This window comes from Paraburkholderia sp. RL17-347-BIC-D (assembly GCF_046027915.1).
Classification (GTDB): Bacteria; Pseudomonadota; Gammaproteobacteria; order Burkholderiales; family Burkholderiaceae; genus Paraburkholderia.
Map to the genome: position 1 here is coordinate 251,011 of NZ_JARESS010000008.1, position 19,353 is coordinate 270,363.

Annotated in this window: 16 protein-coding genes; 6 read left to right on the forward strand and 10 right to left on the reverse strand. The window is 62.8% G+C overall.

What is annotated here, in order from left to right:
• Positions 1-35 precede the first annotated feature (35 nt).
• From P0D96_RS14125 to P0D96_RS14155, 7 genes are all read right to left on the reverse strand, one after another.
• A complete protein-coding gene (locus P0D96_RS14125; protein WP_408177833.1) occupies positions 36-986 on the reverse strand; it encodes a LysR family transcriptional regulator in 951 nt (316 codons plus the stop codon).
• Between the two features lie 29 nt (positions 987-1,015).
• The gene (locus P0D96_RS14130; protein WP_408177834.1) at positions 1,016-1,723 is read right to left on the reverse strand and encodes an EthD family reductase; all 708 of its coding nucleotides are present in this window, start codon (positions 1,721-1,723) and stop codon (positions 1,016-1,018) included.
• Between the two features lie 2 nt (positions 1,724-1,725).
• A complete protein-coding gene (hpaC, locus tag P0D96_RS14135; protein ID WP_408313924.1) occupies positions 1,726-2,283 on the reverse strand; it encodes a 4-hydroxyphenylacetate 3-monooxygenase, reductase component in 558 nt (185 codons plus the stop codon).
• 23 nt (positions 2,284-2,306) lie between these two features.
• Positions 2,307-3,524, reverse strand: a complete 1,218-nt coding sequence (locus P0D96_RS14140) for an acyl-CoA dehydrogenase family protein (RefSeq protein WP_408177836.1) — start codon at positions 3,522-3,524, stop codon at positions 2,307-2,309.
• A gap of 57 nt (positions 3,525-3,581) precedes the next feature.
• Positions 3,582-4,940 (reverse strand): MFS transporter, encoded by a 1,359-nt coding sequence (locus P0D96_RS14145; protein ID WP_408177837.1) that lies wholly within the window; start codon positions 4,938-4,940, stop codon positions 3,582-3,584.
• Between the two features lie 544 nt (positions 4,941-5,484).
• Complete coding sequence (locus P0D96_RS14150) at positions 5,485-6,957, reverse strand: NAD-dependent succinate-semialdehyde dehydrogenase (RefSeq protein WP_408313927.1); 1,473 nt, start codon at positions 6,955-6,957, stop codon at positions 5,485-5,487.
• A 180-nt stretch (positions 6,958-7,137) separates the two neighbouring features.
• Positions 7,138-8,154: a LacI family DNA-binding transcriptional regulator gene (locus P0D96_RS14155; RefSeq protein WP_408177839.1), complete on the reverse strand. Its 1,017-nt coding sequence runs from the start codon at positions 8,152-8,154 to the stop codon at positions 7,138-7,140.
• 204 nt (positions 8,155-8,358) lie between these two features.
• On the opposite strand from P0D96_RS14155, the gene P0D96_RS14160 reads away from it, so the two are divergent.
• The 6 genes from P0D96_RS14160 (at position 8,359) to P0D96_RS14185 (ending at position 16,036) form a co-directional block, all read left to right on the forward strand.
• Positions 8,359-9,498: an ABC transporter ATP-binding protein gene (locus P0D96_RS14160; protein ID WP_408313929.1), complete on the forward strand. Its 1,140-nt coding sequence runs from the start codon at positions 8,359-8,361 to the stop codon at positions 9,496-9,498.
• Between the two features lie 121 nt (positions 9,499-9,619).
• On the forward strand, positions 9,620-10,873 hold the full coding sequence (locus tag P0D96_RS14165) for an ABC transporter substrate-binding protein (RefSeq protein WP_408177841.1): 1,254 nt from the start codon (positions 9,620-9,622) through the stop codon (positions 10,871-10,873).
• An 85-nt stretch (positions 10,874-10,958) separates the two neighbouring features.
• Positions 10,959-11,864 carry a carbohydrate ABC transporter permease gene (locus tag P0D96_RS14170; RefSeq protein WP_132381878.1) on the forward strand — a complete coding sequence of 302 codons (906 nt, stop codon included), beginning with the start codon at positions 10,959-10,961 and terminating at the stop codon, positions 11,862-11,864.
• A 19-nt stretch (positions 11,865-11,883) separates the two neighbouring features.
• Positions 11,884-12,735, forward strand: coding sequence for a carbohydrate ABC transporter permease (locus P0D96_RS14175; protein WP_408286460.1), 852 nt, complete (start codon positions 11,884-11,886; stop codon positions 12,733-12,735).
• 37 nt (positions 12,736-12,772) lie between these two features.
• Positions 12,773-14,737, forward strand: a complete 1,965-nt coding sequence (locus tag P0D96_RS14180) for a beta-galactosidase (RefSeq protein WP_408313932.1) — start codon at positions 12,773-12,775, stop codon at positions 14,735-14,737.
• Between the two features lie 138 nt (positions 14,738-14,875).
• Positions 14,876-16,036 (forward strand): glycoside hydrolase family 53 protein, encoded by a 1,161-nt coding sequence (locus tag P0D96_RS14185; RefSeq protein ID WP_408313934.1) that lies wholly within the window; start codon positions 14,876-14,878, stop codon positions 16,034-16,036.
• A 16-nt stretch (positions 16,037-16,052) separates the two neighbouring features.
• On the opposite strand, the gene P0D96_RS14190 is transcribed toward P0D96_RS14185, so the two are convergent.
• From P0D96_RS14190 to P0D96_RS14200, 3 genes are all read right to left on the reverse strand, one after another.
• Positions 16,053-16,382: a hypothetical protein gene (locus tag P0D96_RS14190; RefSeq protein WP_132381884.1), complete on the reverse strand. Its 330-nt coding sequence runs from the start codon at positions 16,380-16,382 to the stop codon at positions 16,053-16,055.
• Between the two features lie 193 nt (positions 16,383-16,575).
• Positions 16,576-17,934, reverse strand: coding sequence for an MFS transporter (locus P0D96_RS14195; protein WP_408177846.1), 1,359 nt, complete (start codon positions 17,932-17,934; stop codon positions 16,576-16,578).
• A 75-nt stretch (positions 17,935-18,009) separates the two neighbouring features.
• Positions 18,010-19,212 (reverse strand): porin, encoded by a 1,203-nt coding sequence (locus P0D96_RS14200; protein ID WP_132383248.1) that lies wholly within the window; start codon positions 19,210-19,212, stop codon positions 18,010-18,012.
• Positions 19,213-19,353: the final 141 nt, after the last annotated feature.

Here is a 19,353-nt window from a genome sequence, read left to right on the forward strand (position 1 = left end):
AAATAAGCCACTAGCCGCGAATCGGCCTGACGCCCTCACGATTCAGCCGGCGCTCGCGTCGTTGCGCTAATCGACGGTTGATGGAACATGCCGTAAATCTCATCGAGCAGCCAGGCAATGCCCGGATCCGCTGAAAATTGCGAGTGCGAGTGGACCTGAATTTCGATGGGTGGCAGCGCGAACGGCAAGGGCAGGATGCGAAATGCCTTGTTGCGGTTGAAGCGCTGCGCAATACTCCGCGGAAAAATCACGGCAAGGTCGGTATGCTGAACGATCTCCGGCGCCACCACGAAATGAGGCAGGCGCAGCACGATATCCCGGCGCAGATTCAATTCTTCCAGCCACTGTTCCACCATCCGGTGACCGGTCGCGTTGGTGCTGGCATACACGTATCGCAAGCTGGCGAGGTCCTCCTTGGTCGGCTTCTGTTTGCGCAGCGGATGACCGGCGCGCACCACGCAAACATGTTCGTCGACGAAGAGCGTCTTGCTCACGCAACCTGGATCGAGACCGGGCACATAGCCGAGCGCCAGATCGATCTTGCCGCTGCGCATGGCCGAACTCACCGAATCGACGGAAACATTCGCAATCTCCAGGCGAATGCCGCGCGCGCTGCGGTCGAGCATCGAAAGAAGCGGCGGCAGGAAATAGAACTCCGACATATCCGACATGGACACACGAAACACGCGCTGCGCCGTGGCGGGATCGAACTTGGCGATTTGTTGGACCGCGTCGTTGATGATGCCGAACGCCTGCGTGAGCGGCGCGTGCAAGCGCAGGGCGGCGTCGGTGGGGACCATGCCGGTGGGCGTGCGAACGAACAGCGGATCGTCGAATAAAACGCGCAACCGGCGCAAGGCGTGGCTGACCGCCGGTTGCGTGAGTCCGAGACGCTCCCCTGCGGCGGTCAGGCTGCGCAGATCGGAGATGGCCAGAAATACGCGCAGGAGGTTCAAATCCGTAATGCCGGGGTGCGACTTGGTCATGACGTTCGGATCGCGGCGAGAGAGGGCATTTATTTGGGTTTCAGATTACCGTAAATGCTGCGCATAGGGAAATGCAGCGTCGCGCCGCTGTAGGGCGGAAAGGTGTTGAAGTCCTGCTTCATGCTGGCGCGAATCGGCGACGCCAGGGCAGCCGCTAGCGACGCGGGATCGTCGAAGACGACTTTGTTGCGTTGCATGGCCGTGGCGCGTTCGATGCCGAGACCCGAGCGGTAATCGAGCCGCGTGTAGATTTCGAGTTCGCGAATGCCGGGCAATTGCGCCATTAGCGGTGGATGATGCGCCAGGTAATGCGAGAGCCATGCGTTGAAGTCCTGCGCTTCGCCTTCGTAGCTGACGAGGTAGGTGCAGCGTTCGGCGCGAGTGCCGAAGTCGCTTGGATCGGGGGTGGCGAATCGCCTGACCGCCATCGCTTGCTGGGTGAAGGTGAGACCCGTGCTCGAAGATTCGTTTACGACGTCGTGTATTGCGCCCTCAGGTTGCAGCGCTTGTTCAAGCAGGTCGAGGTCGTCGAAGTACCCTTGCAGCACGCAACGAGGTCGCGCGGAAGCGTCGGACTTCGACAAAGGATCGCAGTCGTCCGATTCCGCGGGCAGGTGGATCACGAAACGGCGTAGTCCCTCTACGTCTCGCTGTGTAAGTTCGAACCGCGACAGATCGAGAGACCGCGCTTCACGCGCAGGCTTACCGTGGCAGACGAGAAAGAAGCAGACTTCCACGTTCACCTCGCGCCTTGCGCGGCAACTGATGGCGCCGTCGTCGCTAGCGGCCGCGTCAGCCGATGAAACTGGCGGCCGAAATAGATGAGCCCGTCGCCATCCGAGCGCAGCGCAATGTGGCGAATCTGCGCGAACATGACCGAGTGCGAGCCGACCGTCTTGATGTCGACGATCTCGCCTTCGAGACTGGCGATCGCATCCGCGAGCACCGGCGCCGACGACGCGCCGCTCGTCCAGGCATGGCGCCCGAAGCGCGCGTCCATCGAGCATGCTGTCATGCCGGCGAAATCACGCGCGAGTTCCTGGCACTCGGCGGCAAGCACGTTGATGCACACGCTGCGGTTGCGATGCAGTACGTCGTGCACATAGCTTGCCTGATTGATACAGATGAGCATGGTCGGCGGCGCGTCCGTCACCGAGCACACCGCGCTCGCGGTGATGCCGCAGCGGCCGCCGGGTCCGTCCGTGGTGATGATGTTGACGGCGGCGGGCAGGCACGCCATCGCATCGCGGAAACGCTTTCTGGTGTCTTCGATCGTCACGTTCTTTTCCTTTTGCATGGCATGAGGCAGGACGCACCGCGTTACGGAAAAGGCGTGACCGGCGGCACGCCGGCGAACAATGCGCCCGACGCGTCGTACGTGCCTTCGCCCAGAAACGCATGTTGCGTCACCACGATCGAATCCCGCACGAGACGCTGCAACCGGTTCTCGCGATAGATCGCGGCGATGCCGGCCATCTGATAAGCCTGCATCACCACTTCCGCGCCGATCTGCGCGGCGTGCGTCGCGCTGAGGCGCAACAGATTGGCCTGTTCCTGCGACACGGGATCGCCGTCGATAATCGTCCGCCACGCGGCTTCGGCGGATTCGTAGAAGAATGCACGGGCACTGCGCCAGTTGGCCTCCGCCTTTGCGAGGCCCGAGCGGTAATAGCCGCGATCGGCGAGGCGCGGCGCGCCGGTGGTGGTTTTCGTCGAGCCGGACAGGCCCGTCAGCAGATCGAGCGCCGCGCGCGCGAGGCCGATGTTGACGGCCGCGTGCACCTGCGCCTGATAGGCGACGGCGGGGTAGCGGTAGAGCGGTTCGTCGATCAGCGCCGCGCCGCCGCGCACGAAGGTCCATTGCGCATCGACGAATTTATCGCGCAGCCGCAAATCGTGGCTGCCGGTTCCCTGCATGCCGACCACGTTCCAGTTCTCGACGATCTCGACTTCATGCGCGGGGAACACGGCGGTGAACGGTTTGCCCGCGCCCGCATCGCCGGAATTGGCGGGCGTGCCGCCGATGCCGACGCCGATCCAGTCGGCGCCCTTGCAGCCGCTCGCGAAGCGCCACTGCCCGCTGACCACGAAGCCGCCGGGCGCTTTGGTGGCGGGTTGCAGCGGATAGAGGCCGCCCGAGAAAACCTGGTCGGGGCCGGTGGCGTAAATCTGCTGCTGCGTCTCGATGGGCAATGCGGCCAGATAGGTATTCGCCGAGCCGAATGCGGCGACCCAGGCGGCCGAGCCGTCGGCGATCGCGATGCGTTCGAGCATTCGCAGGAATTGCGCCGGCGGCAGCGCGTCGCCGCCGAAACGTTGCGGCGTGCTCGCGCGAAAGATGCCGGCGCGCTTCATCTTCGCGATCATGTCGCGCGGAACGTGGGAGAGTTGATCGAACTCGTCGCGGCGGCGCTCGATCTCGCCGATCAGCGCGTCGATTGTGATCGGGCCGGCGTAGTCGGGATACGGATCGGCGTGATCGATTGCGCGAGGTTCGTAGGCGTAGGTCGAAAGACTGCTCATCTGAAGGCTTTGCATGATGACGGCTTGGGAGTGAGAGTGAATGAGTGCGGACGAAGTGGCGTCGATAAAGCGTTAAGCACTTTCGTGCTCGACGCGCTCTCTGGCTTTCGCCTGAAGCCGCAGCGCCTTTGGAAAGGTCTCCGGTGCGAAGCAGGTGGCGAGCACTGTGATCAAACCGAGCACGACGAGATAAATCGCCACCGGCGCAGCGCTGCGATAGTGCGCGAGCAGCGCGGTCGCCACCATCGGCGAAAGTCCGCCGCCGAGTACCGATGAAATCTCGCGGCCGATACCGAGCCCCGAGAAGCGCAGATGAACGGGCAGCAACTCGCTGATGAAAGCGGGCTGTGCGCCCTCCAGAATGCCGAGCGTGATGCTGTTGGCGAGTACGAGCGCGGTGATGACTTTCCACAGCACGCCCGAGCCGAGCAACGTGAAATACGGATAGGCGACCAGCACCATCGCCACGGCGCCGGCGAGGTAGACCGGCTTGCGGCCGACACGGTCCGTGAGACGGCCCATGAACAAGGACACGGGAATCATCAGCAGCATCGACACAGTCAGGCCGCCCAACACCCAGCTCGATTTGAGGCCGATGAACTGACCATACGCGATCGAGAACGCGAAGAAGATGTACGACGCCGCGCCTTCACCGAAACGCAGGCCGAACACCGTCAGTACCTGGCGCGGACATTGGCGCAGCACCTCGACGATCGGCATACGGGCATCGCGGCGAGTCGCCTTGACCTCGGCAAACTCCGCGCTTTCGTCGACGGAGCGGCGCATCCACAGACCGAGCGCGACCAGCACGGCGCTGCAGAGGAACGGCACGCGCCAGCCCCAACTGTGGAAGTCGGCGGGCGAGAGCGTTTGCACGAGCAGAAACGCGGCGGTGGACAGCACGAAGCCGAATGCAGCGCCGCACGGACTCCAGGCTGCCAGCCCACCGCGCCGGGAGGCGGGCGCGCTTTCGTGAATCAGCAGGATGCTGCCGCTCCATTCGCCGCCGGCGGCGAGACCTTGCAGAATGCGCAGCAGCACCAGCATGACGGGCGCGGCGAGGCCGATCTGCTGATACGTCGGCAGAAGACCCATGCAGACGGTGGCCGTGCCCATGACGAGCAGCGTCAGCATCATGACCGTTTTGCGGCCGTAGCGGTCGCCGATGTGGCCGCACAACACGCCGCCGATGGGCCGCGCGATGAAGCCCACCGTAAAGCCGCCAAATGCCGCGATCGTACCCGTCAGCGGATCGCTGCCGACCGGAAAGAACAGCTTGCCGAATACAAGCGCCGCGGCGGTGCCGTAGAGAAAAAAGTCATACCATTCGAGAACCTGCCCGAGCACGGCGGTCGTCACTGCGCGACGAACCTTGCTGGTGGGCCGGGTTGAGGTTAGGGATGTCAGAGCGGCTGTCGCGTCAGAATTCATGGCGGGTCATGGCAGGTGGAAGGTCACGATGTGGAGGGTCGCGCGTTCTCGCCATGTTGTTCGGCAGGAGCGGCGAGACGAGCCCGGCAGGCATGATCGAACGATAGGACCGGGAAATAACGCGGTCAAATTCGGGCCAAAAATGGCCGTCATGAATCGTGTGCATGACGGTGACGGTACTTCGCGCGAGGCCGTTGCGGCGACGGGCGTGTTGGCGTTCTCTGGAGAGGGGAACGGGCTTTGATTCGGGGAGCTGAGATTTGGCGGAGTGCAGAGCGAGCCGCTGAACGGCGGTCTTATCCTGCGAACAACGGAGGGGATCTGCAATGCAACTGACCGACTTCGATACGCTGAGCTTCGACTACTTGCTTCTTTCACGACCGTGAACCGGCGAAAGCGGCCGTGCCGGCGTCGTGCTGGATTTATCGCAGGCAAATGAGAACTGCCGCCTCGGCGCAGCGCTTCTTACAAGTGAGAAGCGATGGCGTTCGGCGGCAGAGCGTTCTGGCATCAAGGCATCAAAGCACGGGCAGCGAGAGGCTCGTCAATCAAGCCCGCCCTGGCACATGTACTTGATCGACATGTAATCGTCGAGTCCATATTTCGACCCTTCGCGGCCATAGCCCGATTCCTTCACGCCGCCGAACGGCGCTGCTTCGCTCGACACAGCGCCTTCATTGATGCCGATCACCCCCGCTTCGAGCTGCGCGGCCACGCGATTGATGCGCCGCACGTCCTGCGTGTAGAAGTAGGCGGCGAGACCGAACGGCGTGTCGTTGGAGAGGCGGATCGCGTCGGCTTCGTCGTCGAAACGGAATAGCGGCGCGACCGGGCCGAAGGTTTCTTCGCAGCAGACGAGCATGTCGTCGCGCGCGTCCGTCAGCACGGTCGGCGCGTAGTAGTTCGGGCCGAGTTCCGTCAAACGCTTGCCGCCGACCAGGATTTTCGCGCCGTGTTTGACGGCATCTTCCACGTGACGGGCAATCTTGTCGATCGCGCGTTCGTTGATCATCGGGCCGATCTGCGCGTCCGGGTCCGTTGCGGGCGCAACCTTCAAAGCAGCGACGCGTCGCGCGAGCAGTTCGGCGAAGCGTTCATAGACGCCGGCTTGCACATAGACGCGGTTCGGACACACGCAGGTCTGGCCGCCATTGCGGAACTTCGCCGCCATCAGGCCGACAACGGCCGCGTCGAGATCGGCGTCGTCGAACACGATGAAGGGCGCGTTGCCGCCCAATTCCAATGACAGCTTCTTCAACGTGCCCGCGGATTCGCGCGCGAGATGCTTGCCGACCGGCGTCGAACCGGTGAACGTGATCTTGCGCACGCGCGCGTCGGCGAGCCAATCGGCCACGGCGGCAATGCCCTGTTCACGCGACGCCGACAGCATGTTCAGCACGCCATCCGGTAAACCGGCTTCCTGCGCGAGCGCGGCGAGGGCGAGCGCGGTGAGCGGCGTGTCTTCGGCCGGCTTGGCGACCACGGTGCAACCGGCCGCGAGCGCGGGCGCGATCTTGCGGGCGATCATGGCCAGCGGGAAATTCCACGGCGTAATCGCGGCGACTACGCCGACCGGTTCCTTCACCGCGCTCATGCGCTTGCCGCGCTGCTGCTGCGGAATCACATCGCCGTAGATGCGGGTCGCTTCGTCGGCGAACCACGCCACATACGACGCGCCGTAAGCGACTTCGCCGCGGCTTTCCGCGAGCGGCTTGCCCTGTTCCATCGACATCAGCTTCGCGAGGTCGTCGGTATTGGCGACGATCAGCGCGTGCCAGCGGCGCAGAATCTCGGCGCGCTCGCGCGGCAGCTTGTCGCGCCAGGCGGGGAATGCGCGGGCGGCGGCGTCGGTGGCGGCGCGCGCGTCCGCGGCGCCGCTGTCCGCGACTTCGACGATCGTTTCGCCGGTGGCCGGGTTGGTGACGGCAAAGCGGGCGCCGTCGGCGGCGCCGGTCCATGCTCCGTCGATCAGGTTCTGCGGGCGGATCAGTTCATTGCGTGTCAATGCGAGAGACATTCGGTTGCTCCTTCAGGTTGCCCTTGACGTAGCGAGGCTCGCGGCCGCGTACGCGCGTCGATTGATGGATCGATGCTACGCCTCTACCGCAATCGATGAAATTGCCAATCGAGGCGCCGGCGGTTTGCGCGCCGTTTTTTTTCGGCGATGACAGCATTTTCTGCTGATTACCCTGCAAATTCATTTCAACCGTCGCGGGCCGGTCGACGCGCGCACCACTAAGGTGGGCGGCGGCGCGAGCACCATCGACGGCTGCTGGTGCGGCGTCTGGATCAGCCGGATCAGACTTTCGATCGACAACTCCGCGATCGCCGCGGTTTGAATCGCGACCGTCGTGAGGGCAGGGTGCACCTGGTGGGCGAGTTGAATGTCGGTAATGCCGATCACCGAAACGTCGTTGGGCACCGAACGGCCCAGCGTGATCAGGGCCTGCGCCGCGCCGATCGCGAGCAGGTCGTTGGTCGCGAAGATCGCGGTGAGGTGCGGCCGGTTCGCCATCAGTTGCATGCAGGCGGCGTAGCCGGCGTCGATCGAGTCGCGGATCTGCAGCACCGCGGCCGCATCGGCCTCGATGCCGGCGGCACGCATCGCCGCGCGAAAACCGTTGGAGCGCGCGTCCTGCAAGCCGCCGCAACCGTCGCCGATCAGGAGGCCGATTTCGCGGTGGCCGAGTTCGAGCAGATGCCGCGCGGCCAGCTCGCCCGCGTGAGCAAAGTCCACGGCGATGCAAGGCAGCGCGGGCGGCGCTTCCGGGTGTTCCCACATGGCCAGCAGGATCGGCGCGCTGTGCGTGGCCGACGCGCACAGGTCGTTGATCGTGATGTCCGTGTTCATGACGAGCACGCCGTCGGCCAGCGTGCCCGCGATCTGGTTCAGATAGGCGCGGCCGATCTCGGCGTCATCGTCAGTATTGCAAACCATCAGGAAGTGGCCGGCTTTGCGCGCGGCGCGCTCGGCGGCCAGCACGAACTCGGGGTAGAACGGGTTCGAGATATTCGACAGCATCAAGGCGAGCGTCGACGAGCGGCCCTCGGCCAGCGCACGCGCATTCAGATTGGGCCGGTAGCCGAGATCGGCGATTGCCTTGAGCACGCGTTCAGCCGTTTCCGGGCGCACTTTCTCGCGGTTGCGCAGCACGTTGGAGACGGTCGCGGCAGTAACGTGAGCGCGCTTCGCGACTTCGGACAAAGTGACCATATGCGATTTATCCCATATTCAGGGAATGCGATTCAAATGTTGCAAGCTGAGGACGACGTTGATAACTTGCTGGAAAACACAGCGGAGACACCCACCATGACTTTTTCCCTCGAACTCGAATTTAAGCGATTAAATGCTTGCCGCACAAGGGCTAGCCACTTATTTTTCACAGAAATTTAAGCGGTTAAATCCGAAGGAGGCAGCATGGCAGCGATTCGTTTGACGAATGTGCAGAAGTCGTACGGTGACCATCCGCCGGTGATCCGACGCGTGAACCTGGAAATCGCGCAGCACGAGTTCTGTGTCTTTCTTGGGCCGTCGGGTTGCGGCAAGTCGACCCTGCTGAGAATGATCGCCGGTCTCGAAGACCTGAGCGAAGGCGAGTTGCACATCGGCGGCCGTCTCGTGAACGACGTGCCCGCCGCAGCGCGCGGCGTGGCGATGGTGTTCCAGAGTTACGCGCTGTTTCCGCACATGACCGTGTTCGACAACATGGCATTCGGACTGAAACTCGCGAAACAGCCCAAGGACGTGATCGACAGCAAGGTCCGCGAAGCCGCGCGCATTCTGCAATTGGATGATTATTTGCAGCGCTATCCGAAGGCGCTTTCGGGTGGTCAGCGGCAGCGCGTCGCAATCGGCCGGGCGATCGTGCGCGAGCCCGGCGTGTTTCTGTTCGACGAGCCGCTCTCGAATCTCGACGCTGCGCTGCGTGGTCAGACGCGAGTCGAAATCGCCCGTCTGCATCAGCGCTTCGCCAACGCGAGCGTGGTGTACGTGACCCACGATCAGGTTGAAGCGATGACCCTGGCCGACCGGATCGTGCTGCTGCACGCCGGCGCGGATGCGGAGCGCTTCGGCAGCATCGCGCAGAGCGGCGCGCCGCTCGAGTTGTATCACCATCCGAAGTCGCGCTTCGTGGCGGGCTTCATCGGTTCGCCGCGCATGAATTTCATCGACGCCGTAGTCAACTCGATCGAACCAGGCAGTGTGACGGTCTCGTTGCTAAAAAGCGGCGAGCGCTTGATCGCGCACGTCGATGGTCAACGCTTGCAGCGCGGCCAGCCTGTCACGCTCGGCGTGCGACCCGAACATCTGCGCCTCGATGGCGACGATCAGTTCGTGCAGTGCACGACGGTGCTCTCGGAACGGCTCGGCGAGCACAGCTATATTCACGCGGATCACGCGGCGGGCACGCTCATCGCCAAGGCTGCGGGCGATACGCCGATCGGTTCCGGCGAGCGCATCGCCATTCATGTTCCACCTTCCGCGTGTCATCTGTTCGACGCGGATGGATTGGCATTGCGGCGAAGCACGTTCGAGCCCGAGCGGGCCGCCGCTTGAGTTTTCATTCGTGAGCGCTGACAGCACCCACTGATTCATCAAAGCCGAATTCCGCCACAGAGCGGGTTACATCGCCGGCAGCCACACGCTGCCGGTCAACAAGGTATCAAGGAGACACAAGATGATTGCTCTTCGCCTTCGCCGTCTTGCACACGTGTCGATCGCAGCCGCGCTGGTTGCCGGCTCGCTCTGCTGTGCCGCCGTCGACGCCGCCACGCTCAACGTCAACGTATCGGCGCGCGGTAATCAGCGCTCGACGTGGCAGGACGCGTTCGACAAGTTCAAGAAAGCCAATCCCGATGTCGATCTCAAGGTGACCTACATCACCGAAGAAGCGTACAAGGTGCAGATGAGCGGCTGGCTCGCCACCGATCCGCCCGACGTCGTCTCGTGGCACGACGGTGAGCGCATGGCGTATTACGCGCAACGCGGCCTGCTCGAAGACCTGTCGTCGGACTGGAGCAAGAACGGCTGGTCGCAGCAGTACGCGTCGGTGAAGGAAGCGTCGACGTATAAAGGCAAGCAGTACGCGGCGCCGCTCGGCTATGACGCCTACGGTTTCTTCTATCGCAAGGATCTGTTCGAGAAGGCCGGCATCAAGAGCGAGCCGAAGACGTGGGACGAATTTCTCGATGCCTGCAAGAAGCTGAAGGCGAGCGGCGTGGCGCCGATCGCCGTGGCCGCGCGCGATAGCTGGACGCTCGCCGCCTGGTTCGATTATCTCGATCTGCGCATCAACGGCAACGCATTCCATCAGCAATTGATGGCGGGCGAAATTCCCTACACCGATGCGCGCGTCAAGAAGGTGTACACCGCGTGGAAAACGCTGATCGACGATCACTACTTCATCGACAACGCGCTCTCCTACGACCTCGATTCGATCGCGCCGTTTCTCGTGAACGGCAAGGCGTCGATGATGCTGATGGGCACGTTCTTCTCTGCGAGCATTCCGGCGAACCTCAAACCGCAAACCGGCTTTTTCCGCTTCCCGGTGATCGATGCCAATGTGCCGATGGCCGAAGACGGTCCGGTCAACGTGCTGCTGATTCCCGCGAAAGCGAAGAACAAGGCCGACGCGCGCAGGCTGCTCGCCTTCATGGAACAGCCGCAGATCAACGCCGATCTCGCGAAGGGCTGGGGCCAACTGCCGTCGAATAGCCAGTCGGCGGAACCTGAAGACGCGATTTCGAAGGTCGGCTTCCAGACGCTCGCTAACACCAAAGGCGGCATCGCGCAGTTCTACGATCGCGACATGCAGAAGGAAATGGCCGACGAAGGCATGAAAGCGATGCAGCAGTTCTACAGCGATCCGTCGCAACTCGACGCCGTGCTCGTGCGTCTCGAAGCGACCCGCAAGCGCATCTACCAGAAGTAAAGAAGCAGTCCTGGAGCGCCGGCGGCGTAGCGACGGCCGGCGCTCGTCCTCGATTCGCCTTCGATTTTCCGACGAGGCCCGATCCATGTCTCATTCCGCAGCGCGCCGCTTACCCGCGGCATCGCACCGTCACGTCTCGACGACGCGCCGTCACCAGCACCGCGCCGCGTTTTTCTTCCTGTTGCCGGGTTGTGCGTTGTTCTGCCTGTGCGTGGTGTATCCGATCATCAGCAGCATTTCGCTCAGCTTTTACCACTGGGACGGCATGACGCCGAAAACCTTCGCGGGTTTCGACAACTACATCGAGCTGTTTCATGCCGACACGTTCTATACGGCGCTCAAGAACAATCTCATCTGGCTCGTGCTGTTCCTGCTCGCTCCGCCGCTCGGCCTGCTGTTCGCGTTGTATCTGAACCAGCATATCCGTGGCATGCGCGTCGTGAAGTCGCTGTTCTTCGCGCCATTCGTGCTTTCTGGCGTGGTGGTCGGTCTCGTGTTCAGCTGGTTCTACGACCCGGGCTTCGGCTTGCTTCGTCTGATTGTCGGCCACGGTATTCCCGTGCTCGGCGATCCGCACACGGTGACGTTCGGCATCGTCTTCGCCGCGCTGTGGCCGCAAACACCGTTCTGCATGGTGCTGTATCTCACGGGCCTGACCGGTATCAATCCGGAAGTGGTCGAGGCGGCGCGCATGGAAGGCGCCAAGGGCGTGAAGTTGCTGTGGTACGTGATCCTGCCGCAACTGCGGCCCGCCACGTTCATGGCCGTGGTGCTGACGGTGATCGGCGCGCTGCGCAGCTTCGATCTGATCGCGGTGATGAGCGGCGGTGGTCCGTTCGACAGCTCCACCGTGCTCGCCTATTACATGTACGACCAGGCCATCAAGTACTACCGCGAAGGCTATTCCGCGGCGATTGCCGTGGTGCTGTTCGCCATCATGCTCGTCTACATCGTGTTCCATTTGCGCCGCATGCTGCGCGAAGAACGCTGATCTCCAGGAGTTACGCGTCATGTATCCGCTTCCCGTCGAACGCTGGAAACCGCTCAATCGCACGCTTTACAAAGCGTCGCTGCCCATCGCGCTGCTGATCTGGCTGCTGCCGATGCTGGCCGTGCTCATCACGTCGATCCGTTCATCGGACGAGCTTTCGCAAGGCGATTACTGGGGCTGGCCCAAACACTTCGCGCTGATCGAAAACTACGGTGCCGCGCTCACGCAAACGCCGATGCTGCATTACTTCACCAACAGCGTGCTGATCACGGTGCCGTCGGTGATCGGCGCGATCGTGCTGGCGTCGATGGCGGGTTTTGCTTTGGCGACCTATCGGTTTCCGGGCAATACGGCGGTGTTGTTCGCGTTCGTCGCCGGCAATTTCGTGCCGATCCAGATCCTGATGATCCCGGTGCGCGATATGGCGCTGAAGGTCGGACTCTTCAACAGCGTCTGGGCGCTGGTGATTTTCCACGTGTCGTTTCAGACCGGGTTTTGCACACTGTTTCTGCGCAATTTCATCAAACAGTTGCCGTTCGAAATGATCGAGGCCGCACGCGTGGAAGGCGCGAGCGAATGGACTATCTACCTGCGCATCGTGCTGCCGCTGATCCGGCCCGCGCTCGCCGCGCTAGGCATTCTGGTGTTCACGTTCGTGTGGAACGACTACTTCTGGGCGCTGTGTCTCACGCAAGGCGACGACGCCGCGCCGATCACGGTGGGCGTCGCGGCGCTCAAGGGCCAATGGACGACCGCATGGAATCTGGTCGCCGCCGGTTCGGTGCTGGCCGCGTTGCCTTCCGTGCTGATGTTCTTCGCAATGCAAAAGCATTTCGTCGCCGGTCTGACCTTCGGTGCAAGCAAGGGCTGAGCGCCTGTTCGACGTCATCCAACAACGAGACTTTCTCATGCAACTTGGTGTCTGTTATTACCCGGAACAATGGCCGCGCACGATGTGGGCCGACGACGCGAAACGTATGGTCGAGCTCGGCATCACGCATGTGCGGATTGCCGAATTCGCGTGGAGCCGGATGGAGCCGCGCGCCGGCGAATTCGTGTGGGAATGGCTCGACGAAGCCGTCGCCACGTTGGCGGCCGCCGGGTTGAAACTCGTGCTCGGCACGCCGACCGCTTCGCCGCCGAAGTGGCTGATCGACGCGTATCCGGAAGTGCTGCCGGTGCGCGCCGACGGCACGCGCTGGAATTTCGGCTCGCGCCGTCACTACGATATATCCAGCGAAATCTATCGCCGCGAGTGCTTGCGAATCGTCACGGCGATGGCGCAGCGCTATGGAAGGCATCCTTCCATCGTCGCGTGGCAGACCGATAACGAACTCGGCTGCCACGATACCGTACCCAGCTATTCGCCAGCAGCGCTCGGGCGCTTTCAAAGCTGGCTGCGGCGGCGCTATGAAACCGTCGAGGCGCTCAACGACGCGTGGGGCAACGTGTTCTGGAGCATGGAGTACCCGTCGTTCGAGGCGATCGGCTTGCCGAACCTCACGCCCACCGACGCCAATCCGATTCATCTGCTCGACTTCCGCCGCTTCATGTCGGACGAGGTGGCGAGTTTTCATCGCGAGCAGATCGATGTATTGCGCGAGTACGCGCCGAAGGCGGACTTGCTGCACAACTTCATGGGTTTTTTCACGACCTTCGATCACTACCGCTTCGCCAAAGACAATGCGCTCGATGTCGCCGCGTGGGACAGCTATCCGATCGCGCGCACCGAATCGATCGCGCTGCCCGACGAGCAGAAGGCGCGTTATGCGCGCACCGCGCATCCTGATGTTTCCGCGTTTGACCATGACCGCTACCGCGCGATAGGCAACGGACGCTTCTGGGTGATGGAGCAGCAGGCCGGGCCGGTCAACTGGGCGGCGTGGAATCCGGTGCCCGCGAAAGGCATGGTCCGGCTGTGGGCTTACGAGGCGTTCGCGCATGGCGCGGAACTGGTGTCGTATTTCCGTTGGCGTCAGTGTCCGTATGCGCAGGAACAGATGCATTCCGGGCTCAATCTGCCGAATAACGAATTGTCGCCGGGCGGCCTCGAAGTGCAACAGGCGGCGCGCGAGATTGCAGCTTGCGCCGCGCTGTCGGAACTCGCCGCGCCGTCGCGCGCATCTGTTGCGCTCGTATTCGACTACGAGACGCAATGGATGTTCGAGATTCAGCGTCATGGCAAAACCTTCGATTATCAGACGCTCGCGTTCGACTACTACGAGTCGTTGCGCGAACTCGGGCTCGACGTCGATATCGTGTCGAGCCGCGCGGATCTAACGGGCTATGCCATGGTGGTAGTGCCCAGCATTGCGGTGATCGACGACGCGCTCGTGCATCAGATCGAGCGGAGCGAAGCGCAATGGGTCTTCGGCCCGCGCAGCGGCTCAAAAACCGACAGCTTCGCCATTCCTTCCACTCTGCCGCCCGGCGCCTTGCAACGCGTTCTGCCGATGCAGGTGCTCGAAGTCGAAACGTTGCGGCCCACGCTGGCGCCCGCGGTGTCGATCGGCGGCATGCATGGTGCGGCGATGCATTGGCGCGAGCACGTGCGGGCTAATGGCGACACGCAGGTCGACGCGCAATTCGACGACACGTGGCCGGCGATCCTCTCGCACGGCAAGGTTCGCTATGTGGCGGGCTGGCTGTCGCACGCGTTGCATCGCACGGTATTGCAACAGGCGGCGCACGAGGCCGGGATCGACACGCAGCTATTGGCGGAAGGCTTGCGCATTCGGCGACGCGGCGATCTGACGTTTGCATTCAATTTTGGCGCGGAGCACGTGCATGCGCCGGCGCCGACAGACACGACGTTCGTGCTCGGTAACGCGCTGTTGAAAACGGGCGATGTCTGCGCGTGGAAGAACGTCTGAGGCCGTTGGCTGTTCGACGGAATCGAATCGAATCGAGTCGAAAAAGTGTGTGTTTGTCGGAGGGTGAAACTCAAGCGCTTCAACCTGGGACCAGGCGGCCTTCAGAATAGCCGCCCATCAATAGATGGAGGATGACAGATGAACAGAAGAGAAATGCTCGGCTGGCTCGCATCGACGGCGGCGGCAGCCGGCGCCGGTGCAACGCTCGGCGCACCGGCGCTCGCGGCCGAACTGCAAGCCTCGAGCCGTGGCAGTCGGTTTGCAAAAGGCGCGGACCTATCGACGCTGCTCGAACTGGAGGCGAACGGTGCGAAATTCTATGAGCACGGCGTACCGCACGACTGTCTGCTGCTGCTGAGAAGCCACGGCGTCGATTCGATTCGTATCAAGGTCTGGAACGATCCTGGCAATCCGAACTTTTTCCCGGCCGATCAAAGTCCCGCTGCCGGCTACAACAATGCCGAGCATGTGCGTGTGCTCGCGCGCCGCGCCGCCGCGCTCGGCATGCGCGTGCTGATCGACTTCCATTACAGCGACTGGTGGGCCGATCCGGGCAAGCAGTATCCGCCGCACGCTTGGGCCGGCAAGGACATCGTGCAGACCTGCGCATTGCTGTCGGAGTACACGTCGAGCGTGCTGAAGATGCTCAAGCGCGACGGCGTGCATCCGGAGTGGGTGCAAGTGGGCAACGAGATCACCGGCGGCATGCTATGGCCGCTCGGCAAATACGATCAGTGGGACAACCTCGCGCAATTGCTGAAGGCGGGGCACGACGCGGTCAAATCCGTCGATGAACGCATCAAGGTCATGCTGCATGTGGACAGCGGCGGCAACAACGCGACGAGCCGCTGGTGGTTCGACAGCGCGACCCAGCGCGGCGTCACGTTCGATGTGATCGGTCTGTCCTACTACCCGCAGTGGCAAGGCTCGCTGAGCGACTTGCAGAACAACGCGAACGATCTCGCGACGCGCTACGACAAGGATGTGATGGTGGTCGAGACCGCATACCCGTGGACCACCAGCGACGGCGATTCTGAACCGAACTCGATGACCAACGTGGGGTCCGCGACTTACCCGCAGACCCCGGCAGGCCAGGCGCAGTTTCTCGGCGCGTTGACGGACATCGTCAAGGCGATACCGGACGGCCACGGCAAAGGCGTGTTCTGGTGGGAGCCCGAATGGATTCCGACGCCGAACGTCGGATGGAAAGTCGGCACCGGCGATCAGTGGGACAACAACACGTTGTTCGATTTCCACGGCAACGCGCTGACGTCGCTGGATGCATTTCGAAAACGCTAGCGGCTAGAGCCAGCCGCTATTGCGTGGGCGCCTGCGCCTTATTACGGTTCGCGCAATCCGACGTGAACATCATGCTCGCCTGATCCGGCGTCATGTGCGGCGCGTCCGGGCTGTAGATCTTCTCGATGATGGCGCTGACCGCTTGCCGGTCAGCCGCATCCTTGTAGTACTTGGCGGCCTGATCGAGTGCTTGCGCCTTGGTCTTTTTGTGCGCGCGCCACGAGGCGACCTGCCCGGCGATATCGCCGATCGCAAAGCATTGGTCGCTGACGGTTTGTGCAACGGCTTGAACGGCCGGCTGCGCGAGACACACCGCAAGCAGCGCGGATACGACTACGCGTTTCATTCCCTGAATCCTGTGGTTAGATGAGCAACGGTGCGAAAGCGCTGGCATCCACCACCGCGGCAACCGAATGGATCAACAACCGCATAGTTTATCGGGAAGTTACGTGGTGCGTTTTCTGACGCGAGGCAGCAAAGAAAAAGCCGCCTCGAAAGGCGGCTTCAAACAACCATCAGATCATCCCGCGCACGGCAACTCAATGCCCGAACGACTCCGCCTTCGACGCACCGACGTTCGTCACATGCGGCCGTGCCGCCTGCTTGATCAGCAAAGCCACGCAAGAAATCAGACCCGCCACCGCGACCATCGCGAAGATGCCCCCGAACGTGAAATGGCGGCGCGTCAGTTCGGCCACGAGGAACGAACCCGCGATCCCGCCGAAGCGCCCGATGCCGAGCATCCACGCCACGCCCGTGCCGCGGCCTTCGGTCGGATAGAACGCGGCGGCGAGCGCCGGCATCGACGATTGCGCGGTATTCATCAACACGCCGGCGACGAACACGATGAACACCAGCGCGCCCACGTTGCCCACCGCCTGGCCGATGAAATACACGCTCACGGCCGTCAACGCATAGCAGGCCGCGATGATGCGGTTCGCGTTGAAGCGGTCCATCAGCACGCCGCACAGCACCGCGCCCACGCCGCCAAGCGGGAACAGCGCGGAAATCAGTGTCGCGCGCTGCGGCGTGAGTCCGGCGTCCTTCAGCAGGATCGGCATCCAGTTGATCGACGCGTAGAAGATCACGAGGCCCATGAAATAGGCGATCCACAGCATCACAGAACCGATGATGTACGAGCGCGACAACACCACCGCCATGCCCTTGCCGCCGGTCTGCGGCGCGGTTTCGGTCATGATGAAGCTGCCCGCTTGCGCCGCTTCGCTCGAAATGCGCGCGAGCGCCGTGCGAACCCGTTCGACCGGCTGGCTATTGGCCACCATATAGCGGACCGATTCCGGCATCTTGATCACGAGCAAGATCAGGAGCAGAAGCGGCGTGATGCCGCCGAGCAGCAGCACGCTGCGCCAGCCGAAATGCGGAATCATCCACGCGGCGAGGAACCCGCCGAACGCGGCGCCGAGCGGGAAGCCGCAAAACATCAGGTTGATCAAGGTCGCACGGCGGCGATCCGGGCAGTATTCGCCCATCATCGTCACGGCGTTCGGCATGGCCGCGCCGAGTCCGACGCCGGTGATGAAGCGCAGCGTCGTCAGTTGCTCGATGCTGGTCGAGAATGCCGAGCCGAGGCACGCCACGCCGAACAGCAGCACCGAGCCGAGCAGCAGCGAGCGTCGCCCGAGCCGGTCGGACAGCGGTCCCGAGCCGAGCGCGCCGCAGGCGAGGCCGAACAGCGCCGCGCTCAGCACGGGCGCGAGCGCCGGCCTGGTGATGCCCCATTCGGCGATCAGTGAAGGCGCAATGAAGCCGATCGCGGCCGTGTCAAAACCGTCCAGCAGGACGATGATGAAACACATGAAGAACACGAGCCACTGGAACGGCGAAAACGGATGTTCGTTGATGAAGGTCTGAACGTTCACAGCGGTGCTGCGGTTCATGATGGTCTCCTCACTGCTGAATACGGAAAGGCTCGTGAGTACGAGCCTTTTCTTTTTATACGATCGGACGCCGTTTTAGAAGCGGTGCACGATGCCCACGCCGGCGGCGAACTGGCTGCGCGACGACGACGGCGCGCTCTGGAAGCCGTCGCCGATGGTTGCCGTCGCGCTGATGATGTGGCCCGAACCGGCGGTGCCCAGCGTATTGCCGTTGGTACGCTGGAATGCCTGCAACGCATAGAGGCCGGTGCGCTTCGACAACGCATAGTACTCGGACAGGTTGACCTGCTGGTACTGCGCCGAACTCGTGATGCCATTCGCCTTGGTGGCGCGCGTGTAGCTGTAGCCGGTCGCGAAGTCCCACGAAACGGTCGGCTTCCAGTGCAGCACGACGCCGCCCGTGTTGAAGATCGCCGTATCGCGGAAGCTCGAGCCGACACCCGGAATGTACTGCACATTCGAGTAGGCCGCGGACACGTCCCAGCCATTGCCGAAGTTATAGCCGCCGGTCACGGCAAAGCGCTGTTGCGCCTGCGCCGTCTGATAGCCGTTGGTCACGGCCGACACGCCCGGCTGTGCGCCGTTGTTCGAGACGGTCGAGTCCGCGCCGTAGGCGCCGCCGCCGAGCGTCGAGTTGTTGATGCGCATGAAGCCGACCGCGACGCCGACCGGGCCGTTGATGTACTGCACCGCGCCGCTCCACGTCGAGCCGCGATTCAGGCTGCCCGGCACGCCACCGAGCGAGTACGAGCCGCTGAACGTGAAGCCGTACAGTTTCGGCGAGGTATAGACCAGCGAGTTGTTCGCGCGGTAAATCGTGTCGAGCGCGTCGACGTCGCCCGGGTGTGCGCCGTAGAAGCCGGTGAGCCACGTGGTCGGGCTATACGGCGACAGCAGCGAGTAGTACGCGGTGTACTGGCGGCCGGCCTGCAGCGTGCCGTACGTCGGGTTCGTCACGCCGACCCATGCCTGGCGGCCGAACATCGCGTTCGTATATTGCTGCGCGCCGGTGGCGGAATTGAAACCCGACTCCAACTGGAAGATGGCTTTGGTGCCGGCGCCGAGGTCTTCCGCGCCCTTCAGGCCAAAGCGGCTGCCGGCCCACACGCCTTGCACCATCTTCACGTTCGATTTGCCGCCCGAGGTCGAGCCGAGCGAAGGGGCCTGGCTGCTTTGATAGCCGATACCCGTATCCACGATACCGTACAGCGTCACGCTGCTTTGCGCGAAAACCGGTGCGCTGGCCAGAGCGGCGATCGCGCAGGCGAGCCGGGTCATTGTGATATTGCGATTCAAGAGGTGTTCTCCAATTCGACCTGCCTCGACTGCGACGGCAGTCCCGGCGACCCGGTCGTCATCAAATTCTTGTGTGCGAGTTGTTCGTATATAGAACTGCGATTCTTTATGCGAACAAGTCTG